21 protein-coding genes and 1 pseudogene are annotated in these 22347 nt (G+C 70.6%); 13 read left to right on the top strand and 9 right to left on the bottom strand.

From position 1 onward, the window contains the following. Nucleotides 1-238: 238 nt before the first annotated feature. Nucleotides 239-1858: an MFS transporter gene (locus EAO75_RS18655; protein WP_147996221.1), complete on the bottom strand. Its 1620-nt coding sequence runs from the start codon at nt 1856-1858 to the stop codon at nt 239-241. A gap of 66 nt (nt 1859-1924) precedes the next feature. On the opposite strand from EAO75_RS18655, the gene EAO75_RS18650 reads away from it, so the two are divergent. From EAO75_RS18650 to EAO75_RS18640, 3 genes are all read left to right on the top strand, one after another. After that, on the top strand, nt 1925-2551 hold the full coding sequence (locus EAO75_RS18650; protein ID WP_147996220.1) for a TetR family transcriptional regulator: 627 nt from the start codon (nt 1925-1927) through the stop codon (nt 2549-2551). Between the two features lie 93 nt (nt 2552-2644). Continuing rightward, on the top strand, nt 2645-3862 hold the full coding sequence (locus EAO75_RS18645; RefSeq protein ID WP_147996219.1) for an alpha/beta hydrolase: 1218 nt from the start codon (nt 2645-2647) through the stop codon (nt 3860-3862). A gap of 57 nt (nt 3863-3919) precedes the next feature. Continuing rightward, nucleotides 3920-4783, top strand: coding sequence for a DUF4429 domain-containing protein (locus EAO75_RS18640; RefSeq protein ID WP_147997954.1), 864 nt, complete (start codon nt 3920-3922; stop codon nt 4781-4783). Nucleotides 4784-4859: 76 nt separating this feature from the next. Here EAO75_RS18640 and EAO75_RS18635 read toward each other — a convergent pair whose 3' ends face one another. After that, a complete protein-coding gene (locus EAO75_RS18635; RefSeq protein WP_147996218.1) occupies nt 4860-5873 on the bottom strand; it encodes an aldo/keto reductase in 1014 nt (337 codons plus the stop codon). After that, nucleotides 5870-6343: a MerR family transcriptional regulator gene (locus tag EAO75_RS18630; protein WP_187284505.1), complete on the bottom strand. Its 474-nt coding sequence runs from the start codon at nt 6341-6343 to the stop codon at nt 5870-5872. The genes EAO75_RS18635 and EAO75_RS18630 overlap by 4 nt, the downstream gene beginning before the upstream one ends. A 201-nt stretch (nt 6344-6544) precedes the next feature. On the opposite strand from EAO75_RS18630, the gene EAO75_RS18625 reads away from it, so the two are divergent. Further along, nucleotides 6545-7360, top strand: a complete 816-nt coding sequence (locus EAO75_RS18625; protein WP_147996216.1) for a serine hydrolase domain-containing protein — start codon at nt 6545-6547, stop codon at nt 7358-7360. On the opposite strand, the gene EAO75_RS48625 is transcribed toward EAO75_RS18625, so the two are convergent. The 3 genes and pseudogenes from EAO75_RS48625 to EAO75_RS18615 all read right to left on the bottom strand — a co-directional run bounded on the left by EAO75_RS48625 (nt 7332) and on the right by EAO75_RS18615 (nt 10332). After that, nucleotides 7332-8312 carry an MMPL family transporter gene (locus tag EAO75_RS48625; RefSeq protein WP_410092483.1) on the bottom strand — a complete coding sequence of 327 codons (981 nt, stop codon included), beginning with the start codon at nt 8310-8312 and terminating at the stop codon, nt 7332-7334. The genes EAO75_RS18625 and EAO75_RS48625 overlap by 29 nt on opposite strands. A 138-nt stretch (nt 8313-8450) precedes the next feature. Next, a pseudogene (locus tag EAO75_RS48620) lies at nt 8451-9593 on the bottom strand (MMPL family transporter); the annotation flags it as partial. Nucleotides 9594-9678: 85 nt separating this feature from the next. Continuing rightward, nucleotides 9679-10332, bottom strand: coding sequence for a pirin family protein (locus EAO75_RS18615; protein ID WP_147997953.1), 654 nt, complete (start codon nt 10330-10332; stop codon nt 9679-9681). Nucleotides 10333-10537: 205 nt separating this feature from the next. On the opposite strand from EAO75_RS18615, the gene fasR reads away from it, so the two are divergent. The 5 genes from fasR (at nt 10538) to fabF (ending at nt 15499) form a co-directional block, all read left to right on the top strand. Next, nucleotides 10538-11743, top strand: coding sequence for a fatty acid biosynthesis transcriptional regulator FasR (gene fasR / locus EAO75_RS18610; protein WP_147996214.1), 1206 nt, complete (start codon nt 10538-10540; stop codon nt 11741-11743). An 89-nt stretch (nt 11744-11832) separates the two neighbouring features. Beyond that, entirely contained in the window at nt 11833-12744 is a 912-nt protein-coding gene (locus tag EAO75_RS18605; protein ID WP_147996213.1) for an ACP S-malonyltransferase, read from the top strand. A 15-nt stretch (nt 12745-12759) separates the two neighbouring features. Beyond that, nucleotides 12760-13791, top strand: a complete 1032-nt coding sequence (locus EAO75_RS18600) for a ketoacyl-ACP synthase III (RefSeq protein WP_147996212.1) — start codon at nt 12760-12762, stop codon at nt 13789-13791. A 102-nt stretch (nt 13792-13893) separates the two neighbouring features. Continuing rightward, nucleotides 13894-14142: an acyl carrier protein gene (locus EAO75_RS18595; RefSeq protein ID WP_147996211.1), complete on the top strand. Its 249-nt coding sequence runs from the start codon at nt 13894-13896 to the stop codon at nt 14140-14142. 85 nt (nt 14143-14227) lie between these two features. Beyond that, nucleotides 14228-15499: a beta-ketoacyl-ACP synthase II gene (fabF, locus tag EAO75_RS18590; protein ID WP_147996210.1), complete on the top strand. Its 1272-nt coding sequence runs from the start codon at nt 14228-14230 to the stop codon at nt 15497-15499. A gap of 66 nt (nt 15500-15565) precedes the next feature. On the opposite strand, the gene EAO75_RS18585 is transcribed toward fabF, so the two are convergent. Further along, nucleotides 15566-16060: a DUF3145 domain-containing protein gene (locus EAO75_RS18585; protein ID WP_030955030.1), complete on the bottom strand. Its 495-nt coding sequence runs from the start codon at nt 16058-16060 to the stop codon at nt 15566-15568. 269 nt (nt 16061-16329) lie between these two features. Between EAO75_RS18585 and EAO75_RS18580 the strand changes: the two genes are divergently transcribed. After that, on the top strand, nt 16330-17211 hold the full coding sequence (locus EAO75_RS18580) for an SGNH/GDSL hydrolase family protein (RefSeq protein ID WP_147996209.1): 882 nt from the start codon (nt 16330-16332) through the stop codon (nt 17209-17211). Nucleotides 17212-17221: 10 nt separating this feature from the next. Beyond that, complete coding sequence (locus EAO75_RS18575) at nt 17222-18199, top strand: aldose epimerase family protein (RefSeq protein WP_147996208.1); 978 nt, start codon at nt 17222-17224, stop codon at nt 18197-18199. A 77-nt stretch (nt 18200-18276) separates the two neighbouring features. Here the strand turns inward: EAO75_RS18575 and EAO75_RS18570 are convergent, their stop codons facing one another. Then, nucleotides 18277-20712 (bottom strand): glycoside hydrolase family 3 protein, encoded by a 2436-nt coding sequence (locus tag EAO75_RS18570; RefSeq protein WP_147996207.1) that lies wholly within the window; start codon nt 20710-20712, stop codon nt 18277-18279. A gap of 102 nt (nt 20713-20814) precedes the next feature. On the opposite strand from EAO75_RS18570, the gene EAO75_RS18565 reads away from it, so the two are divergent. Continuing rightward, nucleotides 20815-21396 carry a TetR/AcrR family transcriptional regulator gene (locus EAO75_RS18565; RefSeq protein WP_147996206.1) on the top strand — a complete coding sequence of 194 codons (582 nt, stop codon included), beginning with the start codon at nt 20815-20817 and terminating at the stop codon, nt 21394-21396. Here EAO75_RS18565 and EAO75_RS18560 read toward each other — a convergent pair. Next, nucleotides 21368-21769, bottom strand: coding sequence for a RidA family protein (locus EAO75_RS18560; RefSeq protein ID WP_147996205.1), 402 nt, complete (start codon nt 21767-21769; stop codon nt 21368-21370). The two genes, EAO75_RS18565 and EAO75_RS18560, sit on opposite strands and share 29 nt — an antisense overlap. A gap of 49 nt (nt 21770-21818) precedes the next feature. Between EAO75_RS18560 and EAO75_RS18555 the strand changes: the two genes are divergently transcribed. Continuing rightward, a partial coding sequence (locus EAO75_RS18555) for a LysR family transcriptional regulator (RefSeq protein WP_410092443.1) occupies nt 21819-22347 on the top strand: 529 nt, incomplete at its 3' end.

The following is a 22347-nucleotide window of genomic DNA, read 5'->3' as shown; positions in this document are numbered from 1 at the left end:
GGGCGCGGGGAACTGCGCGACCAGCCACCACGCACCCGCAGCCCGAAACGCACACACGCCGGCGTTCGCCCCGGCGCCGGGCCGACGGCGCGCTGACCCCCTCCGGCAGCGCGCCGCAGGCCCTGGCTTGACCCACTGTGACCTGCGGCGAATGCCGACGGGAGGGGTCTTCGGCCTTGTCACCCTGATAGGGGAACTCGGCCGCCGACCCCTCCCGTAGGAGCAAGAACCCGGCGCGTCAGATGTGCGCCGCGCCCGCACCCGCCTCCGCGTTCTCGCCGCGCTTGGTGAGGAACGCGACCCCGACCGCCACGACCGCCACACCCGCGGCGACGAGGGACGCGAGGCTCATCCCGGAGATGAACGTGTCGTGCGCCACATCCGTGATCTTCGCGACGATGGCGTCCGGCGTACCCGGTGCCACCGGCGGCACACCGACCTGGACCGCTTCGGAGGCCTGCGCCTCCTGGGCCGGGGTGAGCGCCGGGAGCCCGGCGTCCGCCCAGTTGCCGGCGAGGTCGCTGTCGACCTTGGAGGCCATGACGGCGCCCAGGACGGCCGTACCGAGGCTGCCGCCGATCTGCATCGCGGCCTGCTGGAGACCGCCCGCGACGCCGGAGAGTTCCATCGGGGCGTTGCCGACGATGACCTCCGTCGCGCCGACCATGACCGGCGCGAGGCCGAGGCCGAGGAGGGCGAACCAGACGGACATGATGCCGCTGCCGGTGTCCGTCTCCAGCGTGGACATGCCGTACATGGCGATCGCGGTGAGCGCCATGCCGCCGGCCAGCGGGACCCGCGGGCCGAGCTTGGTGATCATCGCGCCCGCGAGCGGCGAGCCGACGATCATCATGCCGGTGAGCGGCAGCAGGTGCAGGCCCGCGTCGATCGGGCTCATGCCATGGACGTTCTGGAGGTAGAACGTCACGAAGAACAGGCCGCCCATGAACGCGATGGCCATCAGGACCATCAGGACGACACCCGCGGAGAGCGCGACCGAGCGGAAGAGGCCCAGCGGGATCAGGGGCTCCTTGACCCTCTTCTCCCAGAAGGCGAAGAGCACGAAGCCGATCACCGAGGCGGCTATGAACGCCCACGTCCTACCGGCGCCCCAGCCCCACTCAGGAGCCTTGATCAGCGCCCAGACCAGGCAGAACATCGCGGCCGACAGCAGGGCTATGCCCAGGAGGTCGAAGGAACGCGGGGCGTTCTCGGCGCGGTGGTCGAGCAGGATCAGCACGCCGAGGACGACGGCGAGGATGCCGACCGGCACGTTGATGAAGAACACCGACTGCCAGTTGACGTGCTCGACGAGGACGCCGCCGAGGATCGGGCCGCCCGCGGTCGAGGCGCCGATGACCATGCCCCAGATGCCGATGGCCATGTTGAGCTTCTCGGCCGGGAAGGTCGCCCGCAGCAGGCCGAGCGCGGCCGGCATCAGCAGCGCGCCGAACAGGCCCTGCAAGACACGGAAGGTGACGACGGCGCCGATGCTGCTGGACAGGCCGATCGCACCGGAGGCGGCGGCGAAGCCGATCACGCCGATGAGGAAGGTCTGACGGTGCCCGAACCGGTCGCCGAGCTTGCCGGCGGTGATGAGGGAGACCGCGAGAGCGAGGAAGTACCCGTTGGTGATCCACTGGACCTGGGCGAAGGTGGCGCCGAGGTCCTTCTGGATGGCCGGGTTGGCGATGGCCACGATGGTGCCGTCGAGGGCAACCATCATGACCCCGACCGCGACGGTGATGAGGGTGAGCCAAGGGTGGCCGCGCAGCCCCTTGGCCGGCGCCGCGTCCGACGGGACTACTGGCGCGTCGCCCCCCGACCCCGTTTTGTCGAGGGTGGTCTGACTAGTCATGTGTTCGAGGCTAATGACAGCCGCTGACAATTGACAAACCAATTCACAAGTCGGTAACTGACACCTATGGAAACACTGCGCGAACGCAAGAAACAGCGCACCCGGGACGCGCTGCTGCGGACCGCGCTGGAGCTCTTCACCAGCCAGGGGTACGAGCACACGACCGTCGACGACATCGCGGACGCCGTCGACGTGTCGCAGCGCACCTTCTTCCGCTACTTCGCCGGCAAGGAGGAGGCCGCCCTCGGGCTGCAGGAGATGACGGTGGCGCACTTCCTGGAGGCGGTGCGCGCACGCCCGCCGCACGAGCCGCCCATGGAGGCGCTGCGCCAGGCAGTGCTGGAGGGCTGGGACACGCTGCACGACGTGATCGAGGCCGTCGCACCCGTCGAGCTGTATCTGCGCATGTACCAGGTGGTCGAGTCGACGCCCGTGCTGCTCGCGGCGCATCTGCGCAAGTCCGTGGAGATCGAGGAGGCCATCGCGCGTATCCTCGCCGAGCGCGAGGGCGTCGACGTCGACAGCGATCCGCGACCCCGGCTGGCGGTGGCCGTGTTCGGCGGAGTGATGCGACTGACGGAGCGTCAGTGGAGCACCGGCGAGGACTACAGTCTCGACGCGATGCGGGCACTGACCGCCTCGCATCTCGAACAGGTGGGCCCCGCACTCAGCGAGAGCTGGCGAACACACTGAGGTCATGGGCGTGTTCACGCCGACGTGATCAAAACGTGATACCTGTCACTTGGTTAACGCGAGACCCTCCCGTTCTCCTAGTGTGTCCTCCCAGTGACTTCCTTCGATACCTCCCCGCAACTGAACGTCTGGCGCGCCCTGCTCGCGCTGGCCGTGGTGTTCGTGATGCTGGCGACCACCGGCTGGACGGCCCTGCGCCACCACCGGAGCGCCGCACCGCTGCAGGCCTCGATCAGCGCCTGGGAGCACGGCAGCATCGCCGGCCACCACCTGCCGGCCGCGAACTCCTCCCCCACGCGGCTCGCCCGGTTCTTCGCCTCGCTCACCGATGCACAGCGCACCAGCCTCGCCCACCGCTATTCGCTCGCGGTCGGCAACATGAACGGCGCGCCGGTCGAGCTGCGCTATCGCGCGAACCGCATCGCGCTCGACGAGGCCCGCAAGGTCGAGCACAAACGCATGGACGACAACCGGCTCACGCCCGAGGGGCAGAGCGAGGCGGGCCGCCGTATGCATCGCTTCGAGGCGATGATGCGGCCTGACCGGCACATCCTCGCCTTCGACCCGGAGGGGTCGGGCCGCGCCGCCGAGGTGTTCGGCGACCTGACCGGGGCCGAGCGGATCTCGGTCGTCGTCCCCGGCGTCGACACCGACCTGCTCACCTTCCAGCGCACCAATCGCAAGTACTCGGCGCCGGTCGGCATGGCCGAGTCGCTGTACGCGGCCGAGCGTGCGACGAGCCCTTCGACGCGGACGGCCGTGATCGCCTGGGCCGACTACACCACGCCGAACGGGCTCGGCATCGACTCGGCGACGGCGATGCGTGCGCAGTCCGGGGCCGTACGCCTGAACGCGCTGGTGCGGGCGCTGCCCGGCAGCTCGCCCGTCTCCCTGTTCTGCCACAGCTACGGCTCGGTGCTGTGCGGTCTCGCCGCGCACACACTGCCCGAGCGGGTGGCCGACATAGCGGTGGCCGGCAGCCCTGGCATGCGGGTCTCGAAGGCCTCCCAGCTGGGCACCTCGGCGCAGGTGTGGGCGATGCGGGACGCCGACGACTGGGTGCAGGACGTGCCGCATCTGGAGGTCGGCGGACTGGGGCACGGGGAGGACCCGGTGTCGTCGGTCTTCGGCGCGCGGGTGCTGTCCGCGCGGGAGGCGAAGGGCCACGGCGGCTATTTCGAGCCGGGCACGGACAGCGTCCAGAACTTCGCCGAGATCGGGGTTGGCGCATACCACGCGGTGCGCTGTGCGAACGATGCCGATGCCTGTCGGGCGGGTTTGTCCGACACGGCGTCGGCAGGACGCGCGTAGACACGTAGGAACCGCGGTGTGCGCGGGGTGGCGACGGAGGAGCACGTGCCGCATACGATGAGCCGCATGGGTGACGTACTGGCCGGATTTCATGCCGCCTGGGAGTTCGAGTCCGACTCCGTGCTCATCCGTTACGAACGGGGGATTCGAACACCCAAGCTGTTCCAGGCGCTCGGGGAGCGCCGTGTGCCCTATGAGGCGATCGCCGGTGTGACGCTGACGCCGGGCAGGCGCGGGAGGACCGTCGCACTGCGCATCGAGCCCCGGCCCGGCGCCGATCCGCTGCTGGAGGCGGCGGCCGGACAGCTGAAGGAGGGCGGCGATCCGTATCGGCTGGTGCTGCCGGCGGAGCGCGAGACGCTGGCCGAGTACTACGGCGACGAACTGCGGTCGCAGCTGACGGAGTCCGGGCCGGCCGAGGAGTTCCTCGTGGGTGCGCCGGAAGTGCCCTTGCAGTTCAAGGCGTATGACGCGAAGGCGACCTTCGACGGGAACGTCGTCCGGTTTCGGTGGTTTTGGACCGGTGCGTCCTCCGCGAAGTGGAAGGCCGGGGACCAGAGCTTTCCGGTGGCCGAGCTGGGTGGGGTCGAGTGGCGGTCGCCCGAGGTGTTCGAGGGGCATCTACGGCTGCTGCGGCGCGACTGCGGGGACGGGCAGCCGGCGCAGGCGGACCAGGATCCGGCGGCCGTGGTGTTCGGGCTCGGGTACGGGCCGGTGCATGAGTCGTTGCCGTTCGCGGCGGCGGTGCTTTTCGCTGTGCGGCAGAAGGGGGCGGTTGCCGCGGTGTCGGCCGGTGCGCCGAGGCGCGACCCGGCCGACATCGCGGAGAGGATCCGTCATCTCGGGGAGTTGCATGAGGCTGGGCTTGTGACGGATGAGGAGTTTTCGTCCAAGAAGGCCGAGTTGTTGGCGGAGCTTTAGGGCGACTCCGCGTCTGGTCGCGCAGTTCCCCGCGCCCCTGAGGGGGTTGCAGACCCCGGCGGCTGCAAGGGCACGCTCATTCCCTGCCTGCCGACGCGAAGGACATGTCCGCGTAGCGGTCGCCGGACACGTGGCCCGCGATGGGCTCCAGCAGCGCCAGCTCGTCCTTGCTCAGAACGATCCGCGTTGCCGCCGCGTTCTCCTCCACCCTGCCCGGCCTGCGGGTGCCCGGGATCGGGACGATCGGCAGGCCGTGGACCGATGCCCGCTGCTGGACCCAGGCCAGCGCGATCTGTCCGAGCGTCGCCCCGTGCGACTCGGCGACCTTGCGGATCGGGTCCAGGAGAGCCGCGTTCGCTGCCGCGTTCTCGCCGGTGTAGCGGGGCTGCTGGCGGCGGAAGTCGCCGGTCGTCAGGTCCTCGGCCTTGGCGAAGGAGCCGGTGAGGAAGCCGCGGCCGAGCGGGGAGTACGGCACCAGGGTCACGCCCAGGTCGCGGGCGGCCGGGACCACGTTCGCCTCGATGTCGCGGCTGAACAGCGACCACTCGGACTGCACGGCCGCGATCGGGTGCACGGCGCAGGCGTCACGCAGCTCGCGTGCCGTCACCTCGCTCAGCCCCAGGTGCTTGACCTTGCCCTCGCGGACCAGGTCCGCCATGACGCCGACCGTCTCCTCGATGGGGACGGTCACATCGCGGCGGTGCATGTAGTAGAGGTCGATCGCCTCGACGTCCAGGCGCTTCAGGCTCGCCTCGATGCACTGGCGTATGTAGGGCGTGTCGTTGCGGATGATCCGCTTGGTCGGGTCGTCCGGGTGGATCGCCAGGGCGAACTTCGTGGCGATCACCAGCTCGTCGCGGTGCGCCCGGAAGAAGGGCGACAGAAACTTCTCGTTCTCGCCCGCCCCGTACGCGTCCGCCGTGTCGAACAGCGTGACGCCCAGCTCCAGTGCCCGCTCCAGGGTCGCCCTGGACTCGTCCGCGTCCGAGGGGCCGTACGCGAAGCTCATGCCCATGCAACCGAGGCCCTGGACCCCGACCTCGGGTCCGTTCGCGCCCAGTCGTGCCGTCGCGATCCTGCTGTCGCTCATCCAGCCTTCTCCGTCTTCTCCTGCTCGTACAGACGCCCGGCGTCCGCGTAGAAACTGATCTTCCGGTCGAGCACGGCCAGCGTGTCCTGGAGCTCGGCGATCCGTGCGAGAACGTCGCGGCGGGTCGTCTCCAGCAGTTCGAAGCGCTCGCCGAAGGTGTGGTCGCCCTCGCGCACCAGCTCGGCGTACCGGACCATGTCGGCGACCGGCATGCCGGTCAGCCGCAGCTTGCCGACGAGGTCGAGCCAGTCCAGGTCACGGTTGCTGTAGCGGCGCTGGCCCGTGTGCGAGCGGTCCACGTGCGGCATGAGGCCGATCCGCTCGTACCAGCGCAGGGTGTGGGCCGTCAGGCCGGTGAAGGCGACGACCTCGCTGATCGTGTAGCTGTCCTGGCCTGCCGGCCGCCGGTGCGGGTGCGGCGGGGCCGCACAGCTGTCGGTCCTGGTGCTCGTGCTCTCCATCACCGTCATGCGCTCAACGCTATGGCCTTGGAGTGCGCTCCAAGCAAGCGGAAACGGTAAGAAACCCACGGGACACGGCGTGATCGCCGTGACTGGCGCCGGCGTCCCCGTAGGGCGCTGCCGAACCCTCGGCTCACATGCGGCTCGGCCTCACCCGGGACACGGACCCCTCGATGCGGCTGTATCTGTGGGCGGCTTAGGCTCACAGGCATGTCCTTGCAGAGCCTCGCACTGATCGAGAACTGGCCGGTTCCCACCGCCGCGGCGGGTGTCGTACGCGCCGACGGCACGGTCCTGGGTACGCACGGCCCGGTCGGGCACCGCTTCCCGCTCGCCTCGGTCACCAAGCCGCTGGCCGCCTATGCCGTCCTCGTCGCCTATGAGGAGGGCGCGGTCGAGCTCGACGAGCCGGCCGGGCCGCAGGGCTCGACGGTGCGGCATCTGCTCGCGCACACCTCGGGGCTGGCCTTCGACGAGCACCGGGTGATGGCCCCGCCCGGGGAGCGGCGGCTGTACTCCAACGCGGGGTTCGAGGAGCTCGGGGACCATGTCGCCAAGGCGACGGACATCCCGTTCGCGGAGTATCTGCGCCAGGCCGTGCTGGAGCCGCTGGGCATGACGGCCACGTCCCTGGAGGGCTCCCCTGCCAAGGACGGCGTGTCGAGCGTCGAGGATCTGCTGCGGTTCGCGGCGGAGGTGCAGGCGCCCAGGCTGCTGGACCCGCGCACGGTCGCCGAGGCGATGACCGTGCAGTATCCGGGGACGAAGGGCGTGCTGCCGGGGTACGGGCACCAGAACCCGAACGACTGGGGGCTCGGCTTCGAGATCCGCGACGGCAAGTCCCCGCACTGGACGGGCGCGTCGTCCTCGCCGCGCACCTTCGGGCACTTCGGGCAGTCGGGTACGTTCCTGTGGATCGACCCGGACGCGGGCGCGGCCTGCGTCGCGCTGACGGACCGGGCGTTCGGGCCGTGGGCCGTCGAGGCGTGGCCGGCGTTCACGGAGGCGGTGCTGGCCGGGCTGTAGGCCCACCCGTGGCATCGAGGGCCTCGCCCGTTCCCTCGGTGTCGATGTGCGGCAGGATCCGGTCCAGCCAGCGGGGCGTCCACCAGGCGTGTTTGCCCAGCAGCGTCATCACGGCGGGCACCATGAGCAGCCGGACCACGGTGGCGTCGATGAGCACACTGACGGCGAGGCCCAGGCCCAGCATCTTGACCACGATGTTGTCGCTGATCAGGAAGGCCGCGAAGACGCTCACCATGATCAGCGCCGCGCAGGTGATCACACGCGCGGTGATCTCCAGGGCATGGGCGACCGAGTCCTTGGCGTTCCCGGTGCGCAGCCACACCTCGTGCACCCGGGACAGCAGGAAGATCTCGTAGTCCATGCTCAGGCCGAAGATGATGGCGAACATCATCATCGGCACATAGCTCTCGATGGGCACCTTGCCGTGCACTCCCAGCTCGGGCCCGCCCCAGCCCCACTGGAACACGGCGACGACGACACCGTACGAGGCCGCGATCGACAGGACGTTGAGGACGGCCGCCTTCACGGCGACGAGCAGGCCGCGGAAGACCGCGAGGACGATCAGGAAGGCGAGGCCCACCACGACGGCGATGATCAGCGGCAGCCGCTCCGCGACGATGTTGCGGAAGTCGACCTGGGCGGCCGTCGTCCCGGTGACGTAGCCCTTGGCGTCGGTGCCGGAGGCCGCGTCGGGGAGGGTGTGGTCGTAGAGCCGGTTCGTCAGGTCGGTGGTGTCCTTGTTCTGCGGGGACACCGACGAGTAGACCGTGCCGACCAGGACGTCGCCGTCCTGCGTCGGCGTCAGCGGGCTGACGAAGGAGGTCCCGGACTCGTCGTTCAGGGCGGACTGGGTCTTCGAGGCCAGGTCCGAGCGCTGCGAGTCCGGTACGTCAGTCTGGTCGACGACGATGGTGAGGGGCCCGTTGGAGCCCGCGCCGAACGCGTCCGTCATCAGGTCGAAGGCCCGCCGGTCGGTGAAGGACGTGGGGTCGGCGCCGTCGCCGATGTGACCGAGCTGGATCGAGAAGACGGGGATGGCCAGCACCGCGACGGTGACGAGGCCGGCGGACAGGTACCGCAGTGGATGGTGCTCGACGCGCTTTGCGTAGCGGTGCCAGGTGCCCTGGGTCGTGTCGCCCCCGGCTTCGGTCTCGGCGATGGGCTCGCGCACGTGCCAGCGGTCGATCTTGCGGCCGGTCAGCCCCAGCAGGGCCGGGACCAGGGTCAGCGCGCCAAGAACGGCCGAGACGACCGTGACGGCCGCGGCGACGCCGAGTTTGCCGATGAAGCTCACGCCGGACACCCACAGGCCCATCAGGGCGACGATCACCGTGGTGCCGGAGACCAGTACCGCGCGTCCGCTGGTGGCGGCGGCGTGACCGGCGGCGCGCACCGGGTCGGCGCCGTCCATGAGGTTCTGCCGGTGCCGGGTGAGCAGGAAGAGGGCGTAGTCGATGCCGACGCCGAGGCCGATCATCGTGGCCAGGGTGGGCGAGACCGTGGCGAAGGTGAACGCGACGGCGAGCAGCCCGAGGCAGGCCAGCCCGCCGACGACCCCGATCAGCGCCGTGACCAGCGGCAGTCCGGCGGCGATCACACTGCCGAAGCCGATCAGGAGCACGATGATGGCGACGCCGAACCCGATCGCCTCGCTGATCCGGTCGTTGCCGGCGGGCCGCTCCAGTTCGCCGAGCGATCCGCCGTACTCGACGTCGACGCCGGCCTGTCTGAGCGGCTCCACGGCCTTGTCGACGCCGTTCAGATAGCTGTCGCCCAGCAGGGAGGGCTGTTCGTCGAAGCGGATGGTGATGTAGCCGGTCTGCCCGTCCGAGGACAGCGGCCCGACCTTCGAGGAGGTGGCGTCCAGCGGGTTCTGCACGGACAGTACGTGCGGCAGCTTCTGCAGGTCGGAGACGGCGGTCGACACCTGCGAGCCGAACGAGGTCAGGGACTTGTCCGCGTCGTGCATGACGATCTGGCTGCTGTAGCCGCCGGCCTGCGGATCGTGCTCCTTGAGGACGTCGAGGCCCTTCTCGGACTGCACGTCGGACAGGGCGAAGTTGTCCGAGTACTCCCCGCCGTGGAAGTGGTTGAGAGCCTGGAGCACGCCGAGCGCCACGACCCAGGCGACGATCACGATCACGAAGTGGTGGGCGCACCACTCACCGAGCCGTCGCAGTCCCCCTTTTTTCGGGGCGTCGCCCCGTCCCCCTGTGCCTTTGCGTCTGGCCATGCACTCGGCTCTTCTCTGCCGGGCGGGTGTCCAACACCTCCATTTGACGCTGCCACGACCACTTAGGCATCTCGGGCCCCACCCGCTACCCGGCCATCTCCCACATCAGCAGCTCCACCGCGCTCACCCCGACCGCCTCCACGTCCTTGGCGTCGCTGATGCGTGCCGCGTCCCCGGCGTCCAGTTCCTCGCCGTCCAGGCGCACTCGGCCGCGCACCACATGCACGTACAGATACGCCCCGTCCGGCACCGCCGTCCGCTCCCCCGCCCCCAGCCGCCGCACATGGAGCATCGCGCCCGCCTCCGGGACGGCGTACGGCGTGGAGTCGGCGATGCCGTGGACGATCTCGTACGCCGGGTCGCCGCCCGGCGTCAGCGGGGCCAGCCAGGTCTGGAGGAAGGTCAGGGGCGTGTCGGCGTCGTTGCGCTCCACGTGCCGTACGCCGCCCGCCGAGCTCAGCCGCTGGACGTCGCCGGGGCCGACCCGGGTCTCGTGGCCGGTGGAGTCGCGGTGGGTCAGCTCGCCCTCGACCACCCACGTGATGATCTCGGTGTGGCTGTGCGGGTGCTCGTCGAAGCCGGCGCCGGGCGCGAGCCGCTCCTCGTTGCAGGCGATCATCGCGCCGAAACGGAGGTTGTCGGGGTCGTAGTGCGGGCCGAAGGAGAAGGCGTGGCGTGACTCGATCCCCGAGGCCGGATCCCCTCCCGGATAGCGCTCCGCGGCGCGCCGTACGTCCATCACGGGCACCACCGTAGCCCCACCGACGAGGGCTCACCTGCGACCCTCGCCGGGCACCTGGAACCGACGGCAGGGCCCACCAACCTCCACTTGGCCGACGACACCGGCCGCGAGGGAGCCCTAGGGGGCGCGCCGTAGGCGACCGAGCCATTGATCACAGCCCCTCCGGCACGCGCTCGCGTCCGGATAAGGCAGTCTTGTCCCCGTGCCCGAACCCGAAGCTCGTAAGTCCCCTGCCGCCGCGCACGACGCCCATGCGCACGCCGCGACCCTGAAGCGGCTGGAGAAGTCCTCAGGTTCCCTCGCCGCGCAGGCCATCGCGCGGATGGACGAGACGCTGCCGTGGTACCGGGCGATGCCACCGGAGAACCGTTCCTGGATCGGTCTCGTCGCCCAGGCCGGTATCGCCGCCTTCACCGAGTGGTTCCGGCATCCCGACGCGCCGCAGGCCATCTCCACCGACGTGTTCGGGACGGCCCCGCGCGAGCTGACCCGCGCCATCACGCTGCGCCAGACCGTGGAGATGGTGCGCACCACCATCGAGGTCATGGAGTCGGCCATCGACGAGGTCGCCGCTCCCGGCGACGAGAGCGTGCTGCGCGAGGCGCTGCTCGTCTACGCCCGGGAGATCGCCTTCGCCACCGCCCAGGTCTACGCCCAGGCCGCCGAGGCACGCGGTGCCTGGGACGCGCGTCTGGAGTCGCTCGTGGTCAACGCCGTGCTCAGCGGCGAGGCCGACGAGGGTGCCGTGTCGCGGGCCGCGGCGCTCGGGTGGAACTCGCCGGAACATGTGTGCGTGGTCCTCGGGACCGCCCCCGACGGGGACAGCGAGCTGACCGTCGAGGCGATCCGGCGGGCTTCCCGGCACGCCAAGCTCCAGGTGCTGACCGGGGTGCTCGGGGACCGGCTCGTCGTGATCGCGGGCGGCAGCGACAGCCCGCTCGCCGTCGCCAAGTCCCTGATCGGGCCCTTTGCCGCAGGTCCCGTCGTCGCGGGGCCCATCGTGCCGGATCTGCAGGCCGCCACCCGGTCCGCGCAGGCCGCGGCCGCCGGGCTGAAGGCGTGTTCCGCCTGGCAGGACGCCCCGCGCCCGGTTCTCGCGGACGATCTGCTCCCGGAGCGCGCCATAGCGGGGGATCCCAGCGCGCGCGAGCAGTTGGTGGAGGAGATCTACAGACCGCTGGAGGAGGCCGGGTCGGCTCTTCTGGAGACGCTCTCCGTCTATCTCGAACAGGCGAGCAGTCTGGAGGGCGCCGCGCGGATGCTGTTCGTGCATCCCAACACCGTGCGCTACCGGCTTCGACGTGTGACTGACGTCACCGGCTGGTCGCCGTCCGATGTACGCTCCGCGTTCACCTTGCGCATCGCGCTGATCCTGGGGCGTCTGGCCGACGGTGATCTCCAGCTCTAGGCTTTTGTCGGGGGCCTACAAAACCCCCTCGTGTTCTTCGTCCTTGTCCCCACGGGCGGCGTTGCCCGTCCCCAAGAGAGAGTGTGAGAGTGCTCGTACTCGTCGCTCCCGGCCAGGGCGCCCAGACGCCCGGCTTCCTGACCCCCTGGCTCGAACTGCCCGGTGCCGCCGACCGCCTCGGTGCCTGGTCGGACGCCATCGGACTGGACCTCGCCCACTACGGCACGCAGGCCGACGCGGACGCCATCCGGGACACCTCCGTGGCGCAGCCGCTGCTGGTCGCGGCCGGCATCCTGTCCGCCGCGGCACTCGGTGACATCAACCCGGGTGCCGTCGCCGGCCACAGCGTCGGTGAGATCACCGCGGCCGCCTACGCGGGCGTCCTCGACGACACCGCAGCGCTGACCCTGGTGCGCAAGCGGGGGCTCGCCATGGCCGAGGCCGCCGCGATCACCGAGACCGGCATGTCGGCGCTGCTCGGCGGCGACCCCGAGGTGAGCGTCGCGCACCTGGAGAAGCTGGGCCTGACCCCGGCGAACATGAACGGCGCCGGGCAGATCGTGGCCGCGGGCACCATGGAGCAGCTCGCCGCGCTGAACGAGGACAAGCCCGAGGGCGTACGCAAGGTCGTCGCGCTGAAGGTCGCCGGCGCCTTCCACACCCACCACATGGGCCCCGCCGTCGACAAGCTGGCCGAGGCCGCCAAGGAACTCGTCGCCGCCGACCCGAGCGTCACCTACGTCTCCAACAAGGACGGCCGTGCGGTCGCCACCGGCGCCGAGGTGCTGGAGCGGCTCGTCGGACAGGTCGCCAACCCGGTCCGCTGGGACCTGTGCATGGAGACCTTCAAGGAACTCGGCGTCACGGCCCTGATCGAGGCGTGCCCGGGCGGCACGCTGACCGGTCTGGCCAAGCGCGCACTGCCGGGTGTGAAGACCCTGGCGCTCAAGACCCCCGACGACCTGGACGCTGCTCGCGAGCTCATCGCAGAGCACGCCTGACAAGGAGCCCCGAGCATGGCGAAGCTGAAGCCCAGCAAGGGCGCCCCTTACGCGCGCATCCTCGGTGTCGGCGGTTACCGCCCGACCCGGGTGGTGCCCAACGAGGTGATCCTGGAGAAGATCGACTCGTCCGACGAGTGGATCCGTTCGCGCTCCGGCATCGAGACGCGGCACTGGGCGAACGACGAGGAGACCGTCGCCGCGATGTCGATCGAGGCGTCCGGCAAGGCGATCGCCGACGCCGGGATCTCCGCCGAGCAGATCGGCGGCGTGATCGTCTCGACCGTCTCGCACTTCAAGCAGACCCCGGCCGTCGCCACCGAGATCGCCGACAAGCTCGGCACGAACAAGGCCGCCGCCTTCGACATCTCGGCCGGCTGCGCGGGCTTCGGCTACGGCCTGACGCTCGCCAAGGGCATGATCGTCGAGGGCTCCGCGGAGTACGTCCTCGTCATCGGCGTGGAGCGGCTGTCCGACCTCACCGACCTGGAGGACCGGGCCACGGCCTTCCTGTTCGGCGACGGCGCGGGCGCGGTCGTCGTCGGCCCCTCCCAGGAGCCGCACATCGGCCCGACCGTGTGGGGCTCCGAGGGCGACAAGTCCGAGACGATCAAGCAGACGGTGCCGTGGAACGAGTTCCGGATCGGCAACGTCGCCGAACTCCCGCTGGACAGCGAGGGCAACGTCAAGTTCCCCGCGATCACGCAGGAGGGCCAGGCGGTCTTCCGCTGGGCCGTGTTCGAGATGGCGAAGGTCGCCCAGCAGGCGCTGGACGCGGCCGGGATCACCTCGGACGAACTGGACGTCTTCATCCCACACCAGGCCAACGAGCGGATCATCGACTCGATGGTGAAGACTCTCAAGCTGCCGGAGCACGTCACGGTCGCCCGTGACGTGCGCACCACCGGCAACACCTCGGCCGCCTCGATCCCGCTCGCGATGGAGCGGCTCCTGGCGACCGGCGAGGCGAAGAGTGGCGACACCGCGCTCGTCATCGGATTCGGGGCGGGTCTCGTGTACGCCGCCACGGTCGTTACTCTCCCCTAGGCACTCCGTGCCGGATCATGTGAGCCGGCACGGGAAACGCACCACCTGCCGCTCACGCGGCGGACGCCACACCCTCTGAGATATCTACGAAGGAGCGCCAAGATGGCCGCCACTCAGGAAGAGATCGTCGCCGGTCTCGCCGACATCGTGAACGAGATCGCCGGCATCCCGGTTGAGGACGTCCAGCTGGACAAGTCCTTCACCGACGACCTGGACGTCGACTCGCTGTCCATGGTCGAGGTCGTCGTCGCCGCCGAAGAGCGCTTCGACGTCAAGATCCCCGACGAGGACGTCAAGAACCTCAAGACGGTCGGCGACGCGACCAACTACATCCTGACGCACCAGGGCTGATCCACCGATCGGCCTTCGGGCTGACTGCCCCGCCACCCGGCGGTGGCGCCGCTGAATCCTCGTATCCGTTGGAGAAAGAATTCCCGTGAGCTCGACCAATCGCACCGTGGTCGTCACCGGTATCGGCGCAACCACACCGCTGGGTGGCGACGCAGCCTCTACCTGGGAGGGCCTGATCGCCGGACGTTCCGGCGTCAAGCCCCTGGAGCAGGACTGGGCCGCCGACCAGGCGGTCCGTATCGCCGCGCCGGTCGCGGTGGAGCCGACCGAGGTCATCCCGCGGCCGCAGGCCCGCCGACTGGACCGCTCGGCGCAGTTCGCGCTGATCGCGGCCAAGGAGGCGTGGGCCGACGCCGGGTTCGAGGCCAAGGCCGGTGAGGACCCGACCGTCGACCCCGACCGCCTCGGTGCGGTCATCGCCTCCGGTATCGGCGGCGTGACGACGCTGCTCGACCAGTACGACGTGCTCAAGGAGAAGGGCGTTCGCCGCGTCTCCCCGCACACCGTCCCCATGCTGATGCCGAACAGCCCCTCCGCGAACGTGGGTCTGGCCGTGGGCGCCCGTGCGGGCGTGCACACGCCGGTCTCCGCGTGCGCCTCGGGTGCCGAGGCCATCGGCTACGCCATCGAGATGATCCGCACGGGCCGCGCCGACGTCGTCGTCGCGGGTGGCACGGAGGCGGCGATCCATCCGCTGCCGATCGCCGCGTTCGGCAACATGATGGCGATGTCCAAGAACAACGACGACCCGCAGGGCGCCTCGCGTCCCTACGACGTCGCCCGCGACGGCTTCGTCCTCGGTGAGGGCGCCGGCGTGGTCGTCCTGGAGTCCGCCGAGCACGCCGCCAAGCGCGGTGCCCGCGTGTACGCCGAGGCGGTCGGGCAGGGCATCTCCGCCGACGCGCACGACATCGTGCAGCCGGAGCCCGAGGGCCGCGGCATCTCGCACGCGCTGCAGAACCTGCTGGACCGCAACGACCTGGACCCGGCGGAGATCGTGCACGTCAACGCGCACGCGACGTCGACGCCGGCCGGTGACATCGCCGAGCTCAAGGCGCTGCGGAAGGTGTTCGGTGACGACGCCGACCACATGGCCGTGTCGGCCACCAAGTCGATGACGGGGCATCTGCTGGGTGGTGCCGGTGGTGTGGAGACCGTGGCGACGGTGCTCGCGCTGTACCACCGGGTGGCTCCGCCGACCATCAACGTCGAGAACCTGGACCCGGAGGCCGAGGCGAATGCCGACGTCGTCCGTGGTGAGGCGCGGAAGTTGCCCGTCGAGGGCCGCATCGCCGCGCTGAACGACTCGTTCGGCTTCGGCGGCCACAACGTGGTGCTGGCGTTCCGGTCGGTCTGAGCAGCAACCATACGTACGTGAAGGGCCCCCACCTCRYGAGGTGGGGGCCCTTCACGTGTCCGGGTCTCACACCACCTGGTGCAACCAGCGCACCGGCGCTCCCTCACCCGCGTACCGGAACGGCTCCAACTCGTCGTCCCACGGCTTGCCCAGGAGCTTGGCGATTTCTGCCTCCAGGTCCGTCTCGTCGCGCTGTGAGCGGGCCAGGGCGGCGCGCAGGCGGTCCTCCGGGATCAGGATGTCGCCGTGGATTCCCGTCACCGCGTGGAAGATGCCGAGTTCGGGGGTGCAGCTGTAGCGCTCGCCCTCGGCCGTGGGGCACGGCTCGGCCGTGACCTCGAAGCGCAGCAGGTGCCAGCCGCGCAGGGCCGACGCCAGCTTGGAGGCCGTGCCCGCCTCCGCCTGCCAGCTGAACTCCGAGCGCCAGGTGCCGGGCGCGGCGGGCTGCCGGATCCAGTCGAGGTTGACGCGCGTGCCGAGCACCCCGGCGACGGCCCACTCGACGTGCGGGCACAGCGCGCGCGGCGCGGAGTGCACGTACAGAACTCCACGTGTCGTCACCGGGACCTCCGGGCAGAGCGGACATCTTACGAACTGGCGGACGATAGTGGCCGGGCAGCCACGTTGATGGCGAGGCTACCGTGCGGCGGCGCAAGGAGTGTGACGTACCGTCGGTCCCAGGGCCGCCAAACGCCCGCCATTCACCCGGCAGGACGCTTGTACGGGTGTGAGCCGTTGCATCAGGCGGGCGGGAACCCTGGTGCGTTGTCATCGGTTGGAGACATCAGTGGGTGTGATCGACCGGGGCGAGCGAGGGGACGGACCAGGGCATGCAGAAGCGACGGCACGTCCCACGCGCTGTTCTGGCCCTGGTGACCACGGCCGTCGTCGGCGTCGCCGGCTGTGACGCCGTGGGCGGCGACTCCCCCGCCCCGTCCCGCACCGAGGCGCGCCCGTCGCCGAAGCCGACCCCCACGTGGGACCGCAGCCCGGCCTCCGTCGTGGCCGTCGGCGACTCCATCACCCGCGGTTTCGACGCCTGTACGGTCCTGTCGGACTGCCCCGAGGTCTCCTGGGCGACCGGCAGCAGTCCCGAGGTCGACAGCCTGGCCGTGCGGCTGCTGGGGAAGGCGAAGGCGGCCGAGCACAGCTGGAACTACGCGGTGACCGGGGCCCGGATGGCGGACGTGCCGGGGCAGCTGGCCCAGGCGGTGACGCGCAGGCCGGAGTTGGTGGCGGTGATGGCGGGGGCGAACGACGCCTGTCGTGCGTCGACCGACGAGATGACCTCGGTGGCCGACTTCCGGGCGCAGTTCGAGGACGCGATGGGCACGCTGCGCGACGCCCTGCCGAAGACTCAGGTGTTCGTGGCGAGCGTGCCGAACCTGAAGCGGCTGTGGGAGCAGGGCCGTACGAACCCGCTGGGCAAGCAGGTGTGGAAGCTCGGCATCTGCCCGTCGATGCTGAGCGACCCCGACTCCCTGACCACGCAGTCCAACCAGCGGCGCGACACGGTGCAGGACCGGGTCGAGGCGTACAACGAAGTGCTGGAGGAGGTCTGCAAGAAGGACCGCCGCTGTCGTTTCGATGACGGTGCGGTGTACGACTTCCGTTTCGGTACCGACCAGCTCAGCCAGTGGGACTGGTTCCATCCGAGTGTCAACGGTCAGGCACGGCTGGCGGAGATCGCCTACCGGACGGTCACGAACTAGTGTTCCGCTCATGAGCGAACACTTCGGCACACTTTCCGACGGCACCGAGGTCCACCGCTGGACCCTGGAGCGCGCGGGCGTGCGGGTGCGGGTGCTGTCGTACGGCGGGATCGTTCAGTCGGTCGAGGTGCCGGACCGTCACGGGCACCCGGCGGACGTGGTGCTGGGGTTCGCCGGTCTGGAGGGCTATCTGGCCCACCCGGAGCCCTATCTCGGCGCTCTCATCGGGCGGTACGCCAACCGGATCGCGGGCGGCCGCTTCCCGCTGGACGGCCTGACGTACGCGCTCGAACCCAACACCCCGCCCAGCTCCCTGCACGGCGGTGCGCGCGGCTTCGACAAGCGGGTGTGGGAGGTGGCCCCGGTCGAGCACGGGCTGCGGCTCAGCCGGGTCAGCCCGCACGGCGAGGAGGGCTTCCCGGGGCGGCTGGAGGTCTCGGTGACCTACACGCTGGACGCCGACGGCGCGCTGCGGATCGGCTACGAGGCGGTGACGGACGCGCCGACCGTGGTGAACCTGACCAACCACAGTTACTTCAACCTCGCCGGGGCCGGGTCCGGCGACGCGGGCGGGCACGAACTGCGGCTGGCGGCCTCCCGGTTCACCCCGGTCGACGACGACCTCATTCCGACCGGCGCCCTGGACGAGGTCGCGGGCACCCGCTTCGACTTCCGTGAGGCACGCAAGGTCGGCGCCGGGTACGACCACAACTTCGTGCTGGACAAGGGCGTGACGGCAAGCGCGCAGGAGGTCGCCGAGCTGTACGACGCGTCGAGCGGGCGGGTGCTGACGGTGGCGACCACCGAGCCCGGCCTCCAGCTCTACACCGCCGACCATCTGGCCGAGCCGTTCGCCCCGGGTGACGGCATCGCGCTGGAGGCCCAGCACTTCCCCGACTCCCCGAACCGGCCGGACTTCCCGGGCACGGTGCTGCGGCCGGGCGAGGTGTTCCGCTCGGAGACGGTGTACGGCTTCTCGGCGCGCTGACCGGCGGCGAAAAGCACGAGCCCCGGTCCAAGGTGTCAGGTCCTGGACCGGGGCTGTTCCTGGGTACTTCTCCCGGATCAGACGTTAATCGTCGCCGTCACCCGACGGTCGGCGATGGAGCGCCCGACCTGGATCTCGTACGAACCCTTCACAAGGGTCCATGAATTGGCCTTCTCGTCCCACACCTCGAAGGCCCGGCGCGGCAGTTCGACAACGGCCTCGCCCCGCTCCCCCGGCCCCGCCTCCACACCGGCGAACCCGGCGAGCCACCGCGCCGGCCGGTCGGCGTCCGGCTCGCTCGGCGCCAGATAGACCTGCACGACCTCTCGCCCCGCGCGCTCACCGCAGTTGCGGACGCGGACCGTGACCGTCGTGCCCTTGACCTCGGCGGACTCGTACGTCCAGTCGGTGTAGCCGAGGCCGTGCCCGAAGGGGTACGACGGGACCCTGCCGTCCCTCTCCCAGGCGCGGTAGCCGATGAAGACGCCCTCGGTGTAAGGGAGTTCACCGGCCGKCYGGACGACCTCGGTGACCGGGGCGTCGGTCAGGGAGCCCCAGGTCGTGGGCAGCCGGCCGCCCGGCTCGTGGATGCCCGTGAGGACGTCCGCGAGGGCCGCGCCGCCCTCCTGGCCGGGGAACCAGCTCAGCAGCACGGCGGCGACGTCCTCGCGCCACGGCAGCTCGACCGGGGAGCCGGAGTTGACGACCACGACGGTGCGGGGGTTGGCGGCGGCGACGGCGCGCACCAGGTCGTCCTGGCGGCCGGGCAGCGTCAGGTCCGTGCGGTCGAAGCCCTCGGACTCGACACGTTCGGTGGTGGCGACCACGACGACGGCGGTGTCGGCGTTCCGCGCGGCCTCGACGGCCTCGGCGATCAGCTCGTCGGGGTCGCGCTGCGGCTCCTGGTGGGAGAGTGTGAAGCCGACGACCTTCATCGGGATGCCCTCGGGGAACTCGACGACGTAGGTGAGGGAGACCTCGACCGGTTCACCGGCGGTGAGTTCGGGCTGCGCGCGCGGGACGGGGGCGCCGAAGAAGGTGATGAAGGGGTCGTCCTTGGTGGGGCGCTGGACGTCGTCGTAGTACGTGGTGCCGTCGATGACGAGCGTGAAGGCGCCGATGCCCTTGATGCCGAAGGTGTGCGCGCCGGTGTCGCGCGGGGTGAAGGTGCCGGTCAGTTCCACGCTGTGGAGCGCGTCGTGGGTGACGCCCTCGGGGAGGTCGGAGCCCATCCACTGGATCTGGCCGCTCGGCGCGGACCCGGTGCCGATGACGTTGCCGTCCGCGTCCCGGCACACGGCGCGCAGCTCGAAGCCCTTGTCGGCGACGCCCAGTTCGGTGTTCGGGTCGGCGCCGACGGCGTACGTGAGTGTGCCCTCGGGGAGGGCGGCGGTGAGGCCGTCGAGCGGGGAGACGACGCCGGCGGGGAAGACGGTGGCGGAGCCGCCGCCGAGGACGCGGGCGTCGCGGGCGGCGGCTCCGACGAGGGCGACCGTGCCGTTCGGCCGCAGGGGGAGGGCGCCCTCGTTGCGGACCAGGACGAAGGAGCGGCGGGCGATCTCGCGGGCCAGTTCCGTGCCGTCGACGGTCGCGGGGAGCTCGGTGACGACCGGCTCGGCACCGTCCAGGATGCCGACGCGGGCGGCGAGCCGCAGGACGTTGCGCACGGCGTCGTCGACCTTCGCCTCGGCCACCTCGCCGTCCCGTACGGCCTGGGCGAGGGCGTCGCCGTACACGGTCTGCGGGCCCGGCATGGCGACGTCGAGGCCGCCCTCGATCGCACCGACGGTGGACCTGGCGGCCGTCCAGTCGGAGACGTTGTAGCCGTCGAAGCCCCATTCGCCGCGCAGGACCTCGTTCACGAGGTAGTGGTGCTCGGTCATCGTCGTGCCGTTGACCGTGTTGTAGGCGGTCATGATGCCCCAGGGGTGGGCGTTTTCGACGATGAGCTCGAAGGGTGCCAAGTAGAGCTCGCGCAGGGCGCGTTCGCTGACGGTGTTGTTCACCGTGAAGCGGTCGGTCTCGGCGTCGTTGGCGACGAAGTGCTTGACGGTGGTGCCGACGCCGCCGGCCTGGACGCCGCTGACGTAACCGGCGCCGATCGTCCCCGTCAGATACGGGTCCTCGCTGTACGCCTCGAAGTGGCGGCCGCCGAGCGGGGAGCGGTGGAGGTTGACGGTGGGGGCGAGGAGTACGTGGACGCCCTTGCGGCGGGCCTCCTTGGCGAGGAGGGTGCCGGCGCGGCGGGCGAGGTCCGGGTCCCAGGTCGCGGCGAGGGCGGTGGGCGAGGGCAGTGCGACGGAAGGGTCGTCGGCGGTCCAGCGCACGCCCCGGACGCCGATCGGGCCGTCGGACATGACGAGGGACCGCAGGCCGATCCCGGGGAGTGCGGGCAGGGTCCACATGTCCTGGCCGGAGAGCAGCCGCGTCTTCGCGTCGAGGTCGAGCCGGGCGAGGGCCGCCTCGACGACCGCCTCGCGTGCTTCATCGGCCTGGGTGCGCCTTCCCGCCATCGCGGTGCCTCCTCGTTGAGTGCGTGCTGTGCCTCCATCCTGCATCGGCCACCTGTAGACAGGTAGGTTTCGTTATCTCCCTGTTATATTATGCTGCATGCGATGTCGTACGGTGACGCCATGAACGCGAGGGTCAGGAGCGAGGAGCGCCGCGCCGAGATCGTCCGGGCGGCCCTGGAGGTGATCGCCGAGCGCGGTTACCGGGGGGCGAGCCTGGGCGCGGTCGCGGAGCGGGTCGGGCTCACGCAGCAGGGGCTGCTGCACTACTTCCCGACCAAGGACGCGCTGCTGGTCGCCGTGCTCAAGGAGCGGGACCAGTGGGACGCGGTGCCCAACACCCGGTGGCGGATCGACCTGCTGGCCTCGCTCGTCGAGTACAACGCCATGCGGCCCGGCATCATCCAGACCTTCTCGGCGCTGCTCGGCGAGAGCGTGACGGAGGGGCATCCGGCGCGCGAGTACTTCACGCGGCGGTACGTCGAGGTCCGCGCGAGCATGGCCGAGGTGCTGCGCGCCGAGTACGGCGACCGGCTGCCGAACGGCCTGACACCGGAGCGCACGGCCCCCCTGCTGGTCGCCGTGATGGACGGCCTCCAGTACCAGTGGCTCCTGGACCCCGAGTCGGTGGACATGCCGGGCGCCTTCCGGGACTTCCTCAGCCTGCTGGGCGAGAACGCGGACTGACGGCGGCGACGACCTCGACCTCCACGCGGGCCTGCGGCCTGAAGAGCCTCGGCACCTCGAAGGTCATGCTGGTGGGCGGGGTGCCGGTGAGGAACTGCCGCCGCACGTTGCCGTATTCCTCCAGCGTGCCGATGTCGGTGAGACAGGTGCGGATGTTGACGACGTCCGCCAGGGTCGCGCCGTGGGCCGCCAGCAGGGCGGCGATCGTCTCGAAGATGCCGCGGGTCTGCTCGGCGACGGTGGCCCCCTCGGCGATCTGCCCGGAAAGGAACAACAGGGCGCTGCCGTCGGCTTGTTCGACGCGGGCGACCTGGGAGTAGTACGGGCTGAGGGGCTGGGGCGCGGAGGCCGGGTTGCCGATGGTGATCTGCATGCCTTCGACGCTAGGCGCAGGCTTGCAATGCGACAAGCGAATGTCCAGCATGGCTGTCATGCCGGATCAGCATGAGTTTCCCGAGGTGTCCACGGTGTGGCTGAGGGTGTTTCTGGAAGTCGCGCGGCATGGCTCCTTCACCGGCGCCGCCCGGACTCTCGGGTGGACCCAGTCCGCGGTGTCCCGGCAGATCTCCTCGCTGGAAGGGGCGTTGGGCGGGGCTGCGTTGTTCGATCGGCTGCCGCGTGGGGTACGGCTCAGCGAGGCCGGACGGGTTCTCGTGCCGTACGCGGAGGCCGTCGCCCAGTCGTTGCACGGCGCCGTCCGCGAGCTGGCCGCGCTGCGTGAAGTGGCCGGCGGGCGGCTGCGGTTCGGCGCCTTCGCCACGGCCGACGCGGGACTCGTGCCGCAGGCCCTGGCCGCCTTCCGCGCCCGACACCCACGCGTCCACGTGACCCGCGAGGAGGGCCTCACCCCGGTGCTGCTCGACCGCCTGAGCGCCGGCCACCTCGACCTCGCCGTCGTCTCCACCACGGGCCGCGCCCCGTTGGAGGCGTACGAACTCCACCACCTCCTCG

The sequence above is a fragment of the Streptomyces sp. UW30 genome (assembly GCF_008042075.1).
Classification (GTDB): Bacteria; Actinomycetota; Actinomycetes; order Streptomycetales; family Streptomycetaceae; genus Streptomyces.
The sequence above is the reverse complement of the archived record's forward strand: the minus strand, read 5'-3'. Positions and strand labels throughout refer to the sequence as shown.

Coding starts and splice junctions, on each gene's coding strand:
- EAO75_RS18655 (WP_147996221.1), bottom strand. CDS start 1,858: ATGACTAGTCAGACCACCCTCGACAAAACGGGGTCGGGGGGCGACGCG.
- EAO75_RS18650 (WP_147996220.1), top strand. CDS start 1,925: ATGGAAACACTGCGCGAACGCAAGAAACAGCGCACCCGGGACGCGCTG.
- EAO75_RS18640 (WP_147997954.1), top strand. CDS start 3,920: ATGAGCCGCATGGGTGACGTACTGGCCGGATTTCATGCCGCCTGGGAG.
- EAO75_RS18635 (WP_147996218.1), bottom strand. CDS start 5,873: ATGAGCGACAGCAGGATCGCGACGGCACGACTGGGCGCGAACGGACCC.
- EAO75_RS18630 (WP_187284505.1), bottom strand. CDS start 6,343: ATGACGGTGATGGAGAGCACGAGCACCAGGACCGACAGCTGTGCGGCC.
- EAO75_RS18625 (WP_147996216.1), top strand. CDS start 6,545: ATGTCCTTGCAGAGCCTCGCACTGATCGAGAACTGGCCGGTTCCCACC.
- EAO75_RS48625 (WP_410092483.1), bottom strand. CDS start 8,312: ATGACGGACGCGTTCGGCGCGGGCTCCAACGGGCCCCTCACCATCGTC.
- EAO75_RS18615 (WP_147997953.1), bottom strand. CDS start 10,332: ATGGACGTACGGCGCGCCGCGGAGCGCTATCCGGGAGGGGATCCGGCC.
- EAO75_RS18600 (WP_147996212.1), top strand. CDS start 12,760: ATGGCGAAGCTGAAGCCCAGCAAGGGCGCCCCTTACGCGCGCATCCTC.
- EAO75_RS18595 (WP_147996211.1), top strand. CDS start 13,894: ATGGCCGCCACTCAGGAAGAGATCGTCGCCGGTCTCGCCGACATCGTG.
- EAO75_RS18580 (WP_147996209.1), top strand. CDS start 16,330: ATGCAGAAGCGACGGCACGTCCCACGCGCTGTTCTGGCCCTGGTGACC.
- EAO75_RS18575 (WP_147996208.1), top strand. CDS start 17,222: ATGAGCGAACACTTCGGCACACTTTCCGACGGCACCGAGGTCCACCGC.
- EAO75_RS18565 (WP_147996206.1), top strand. CDS start 20,815: ATGTCGTACGGTGACGCCATGAACGCGAGGGTCAGGAGCGAGGAGCGC.
- EAO75_RS18560 (WP_147996205.1), bottom strand. CDS start 21,769: ATGCAGATCACCATCGGCAACCCGGCCTCCGCGCCCCAGCCCCTCAGC.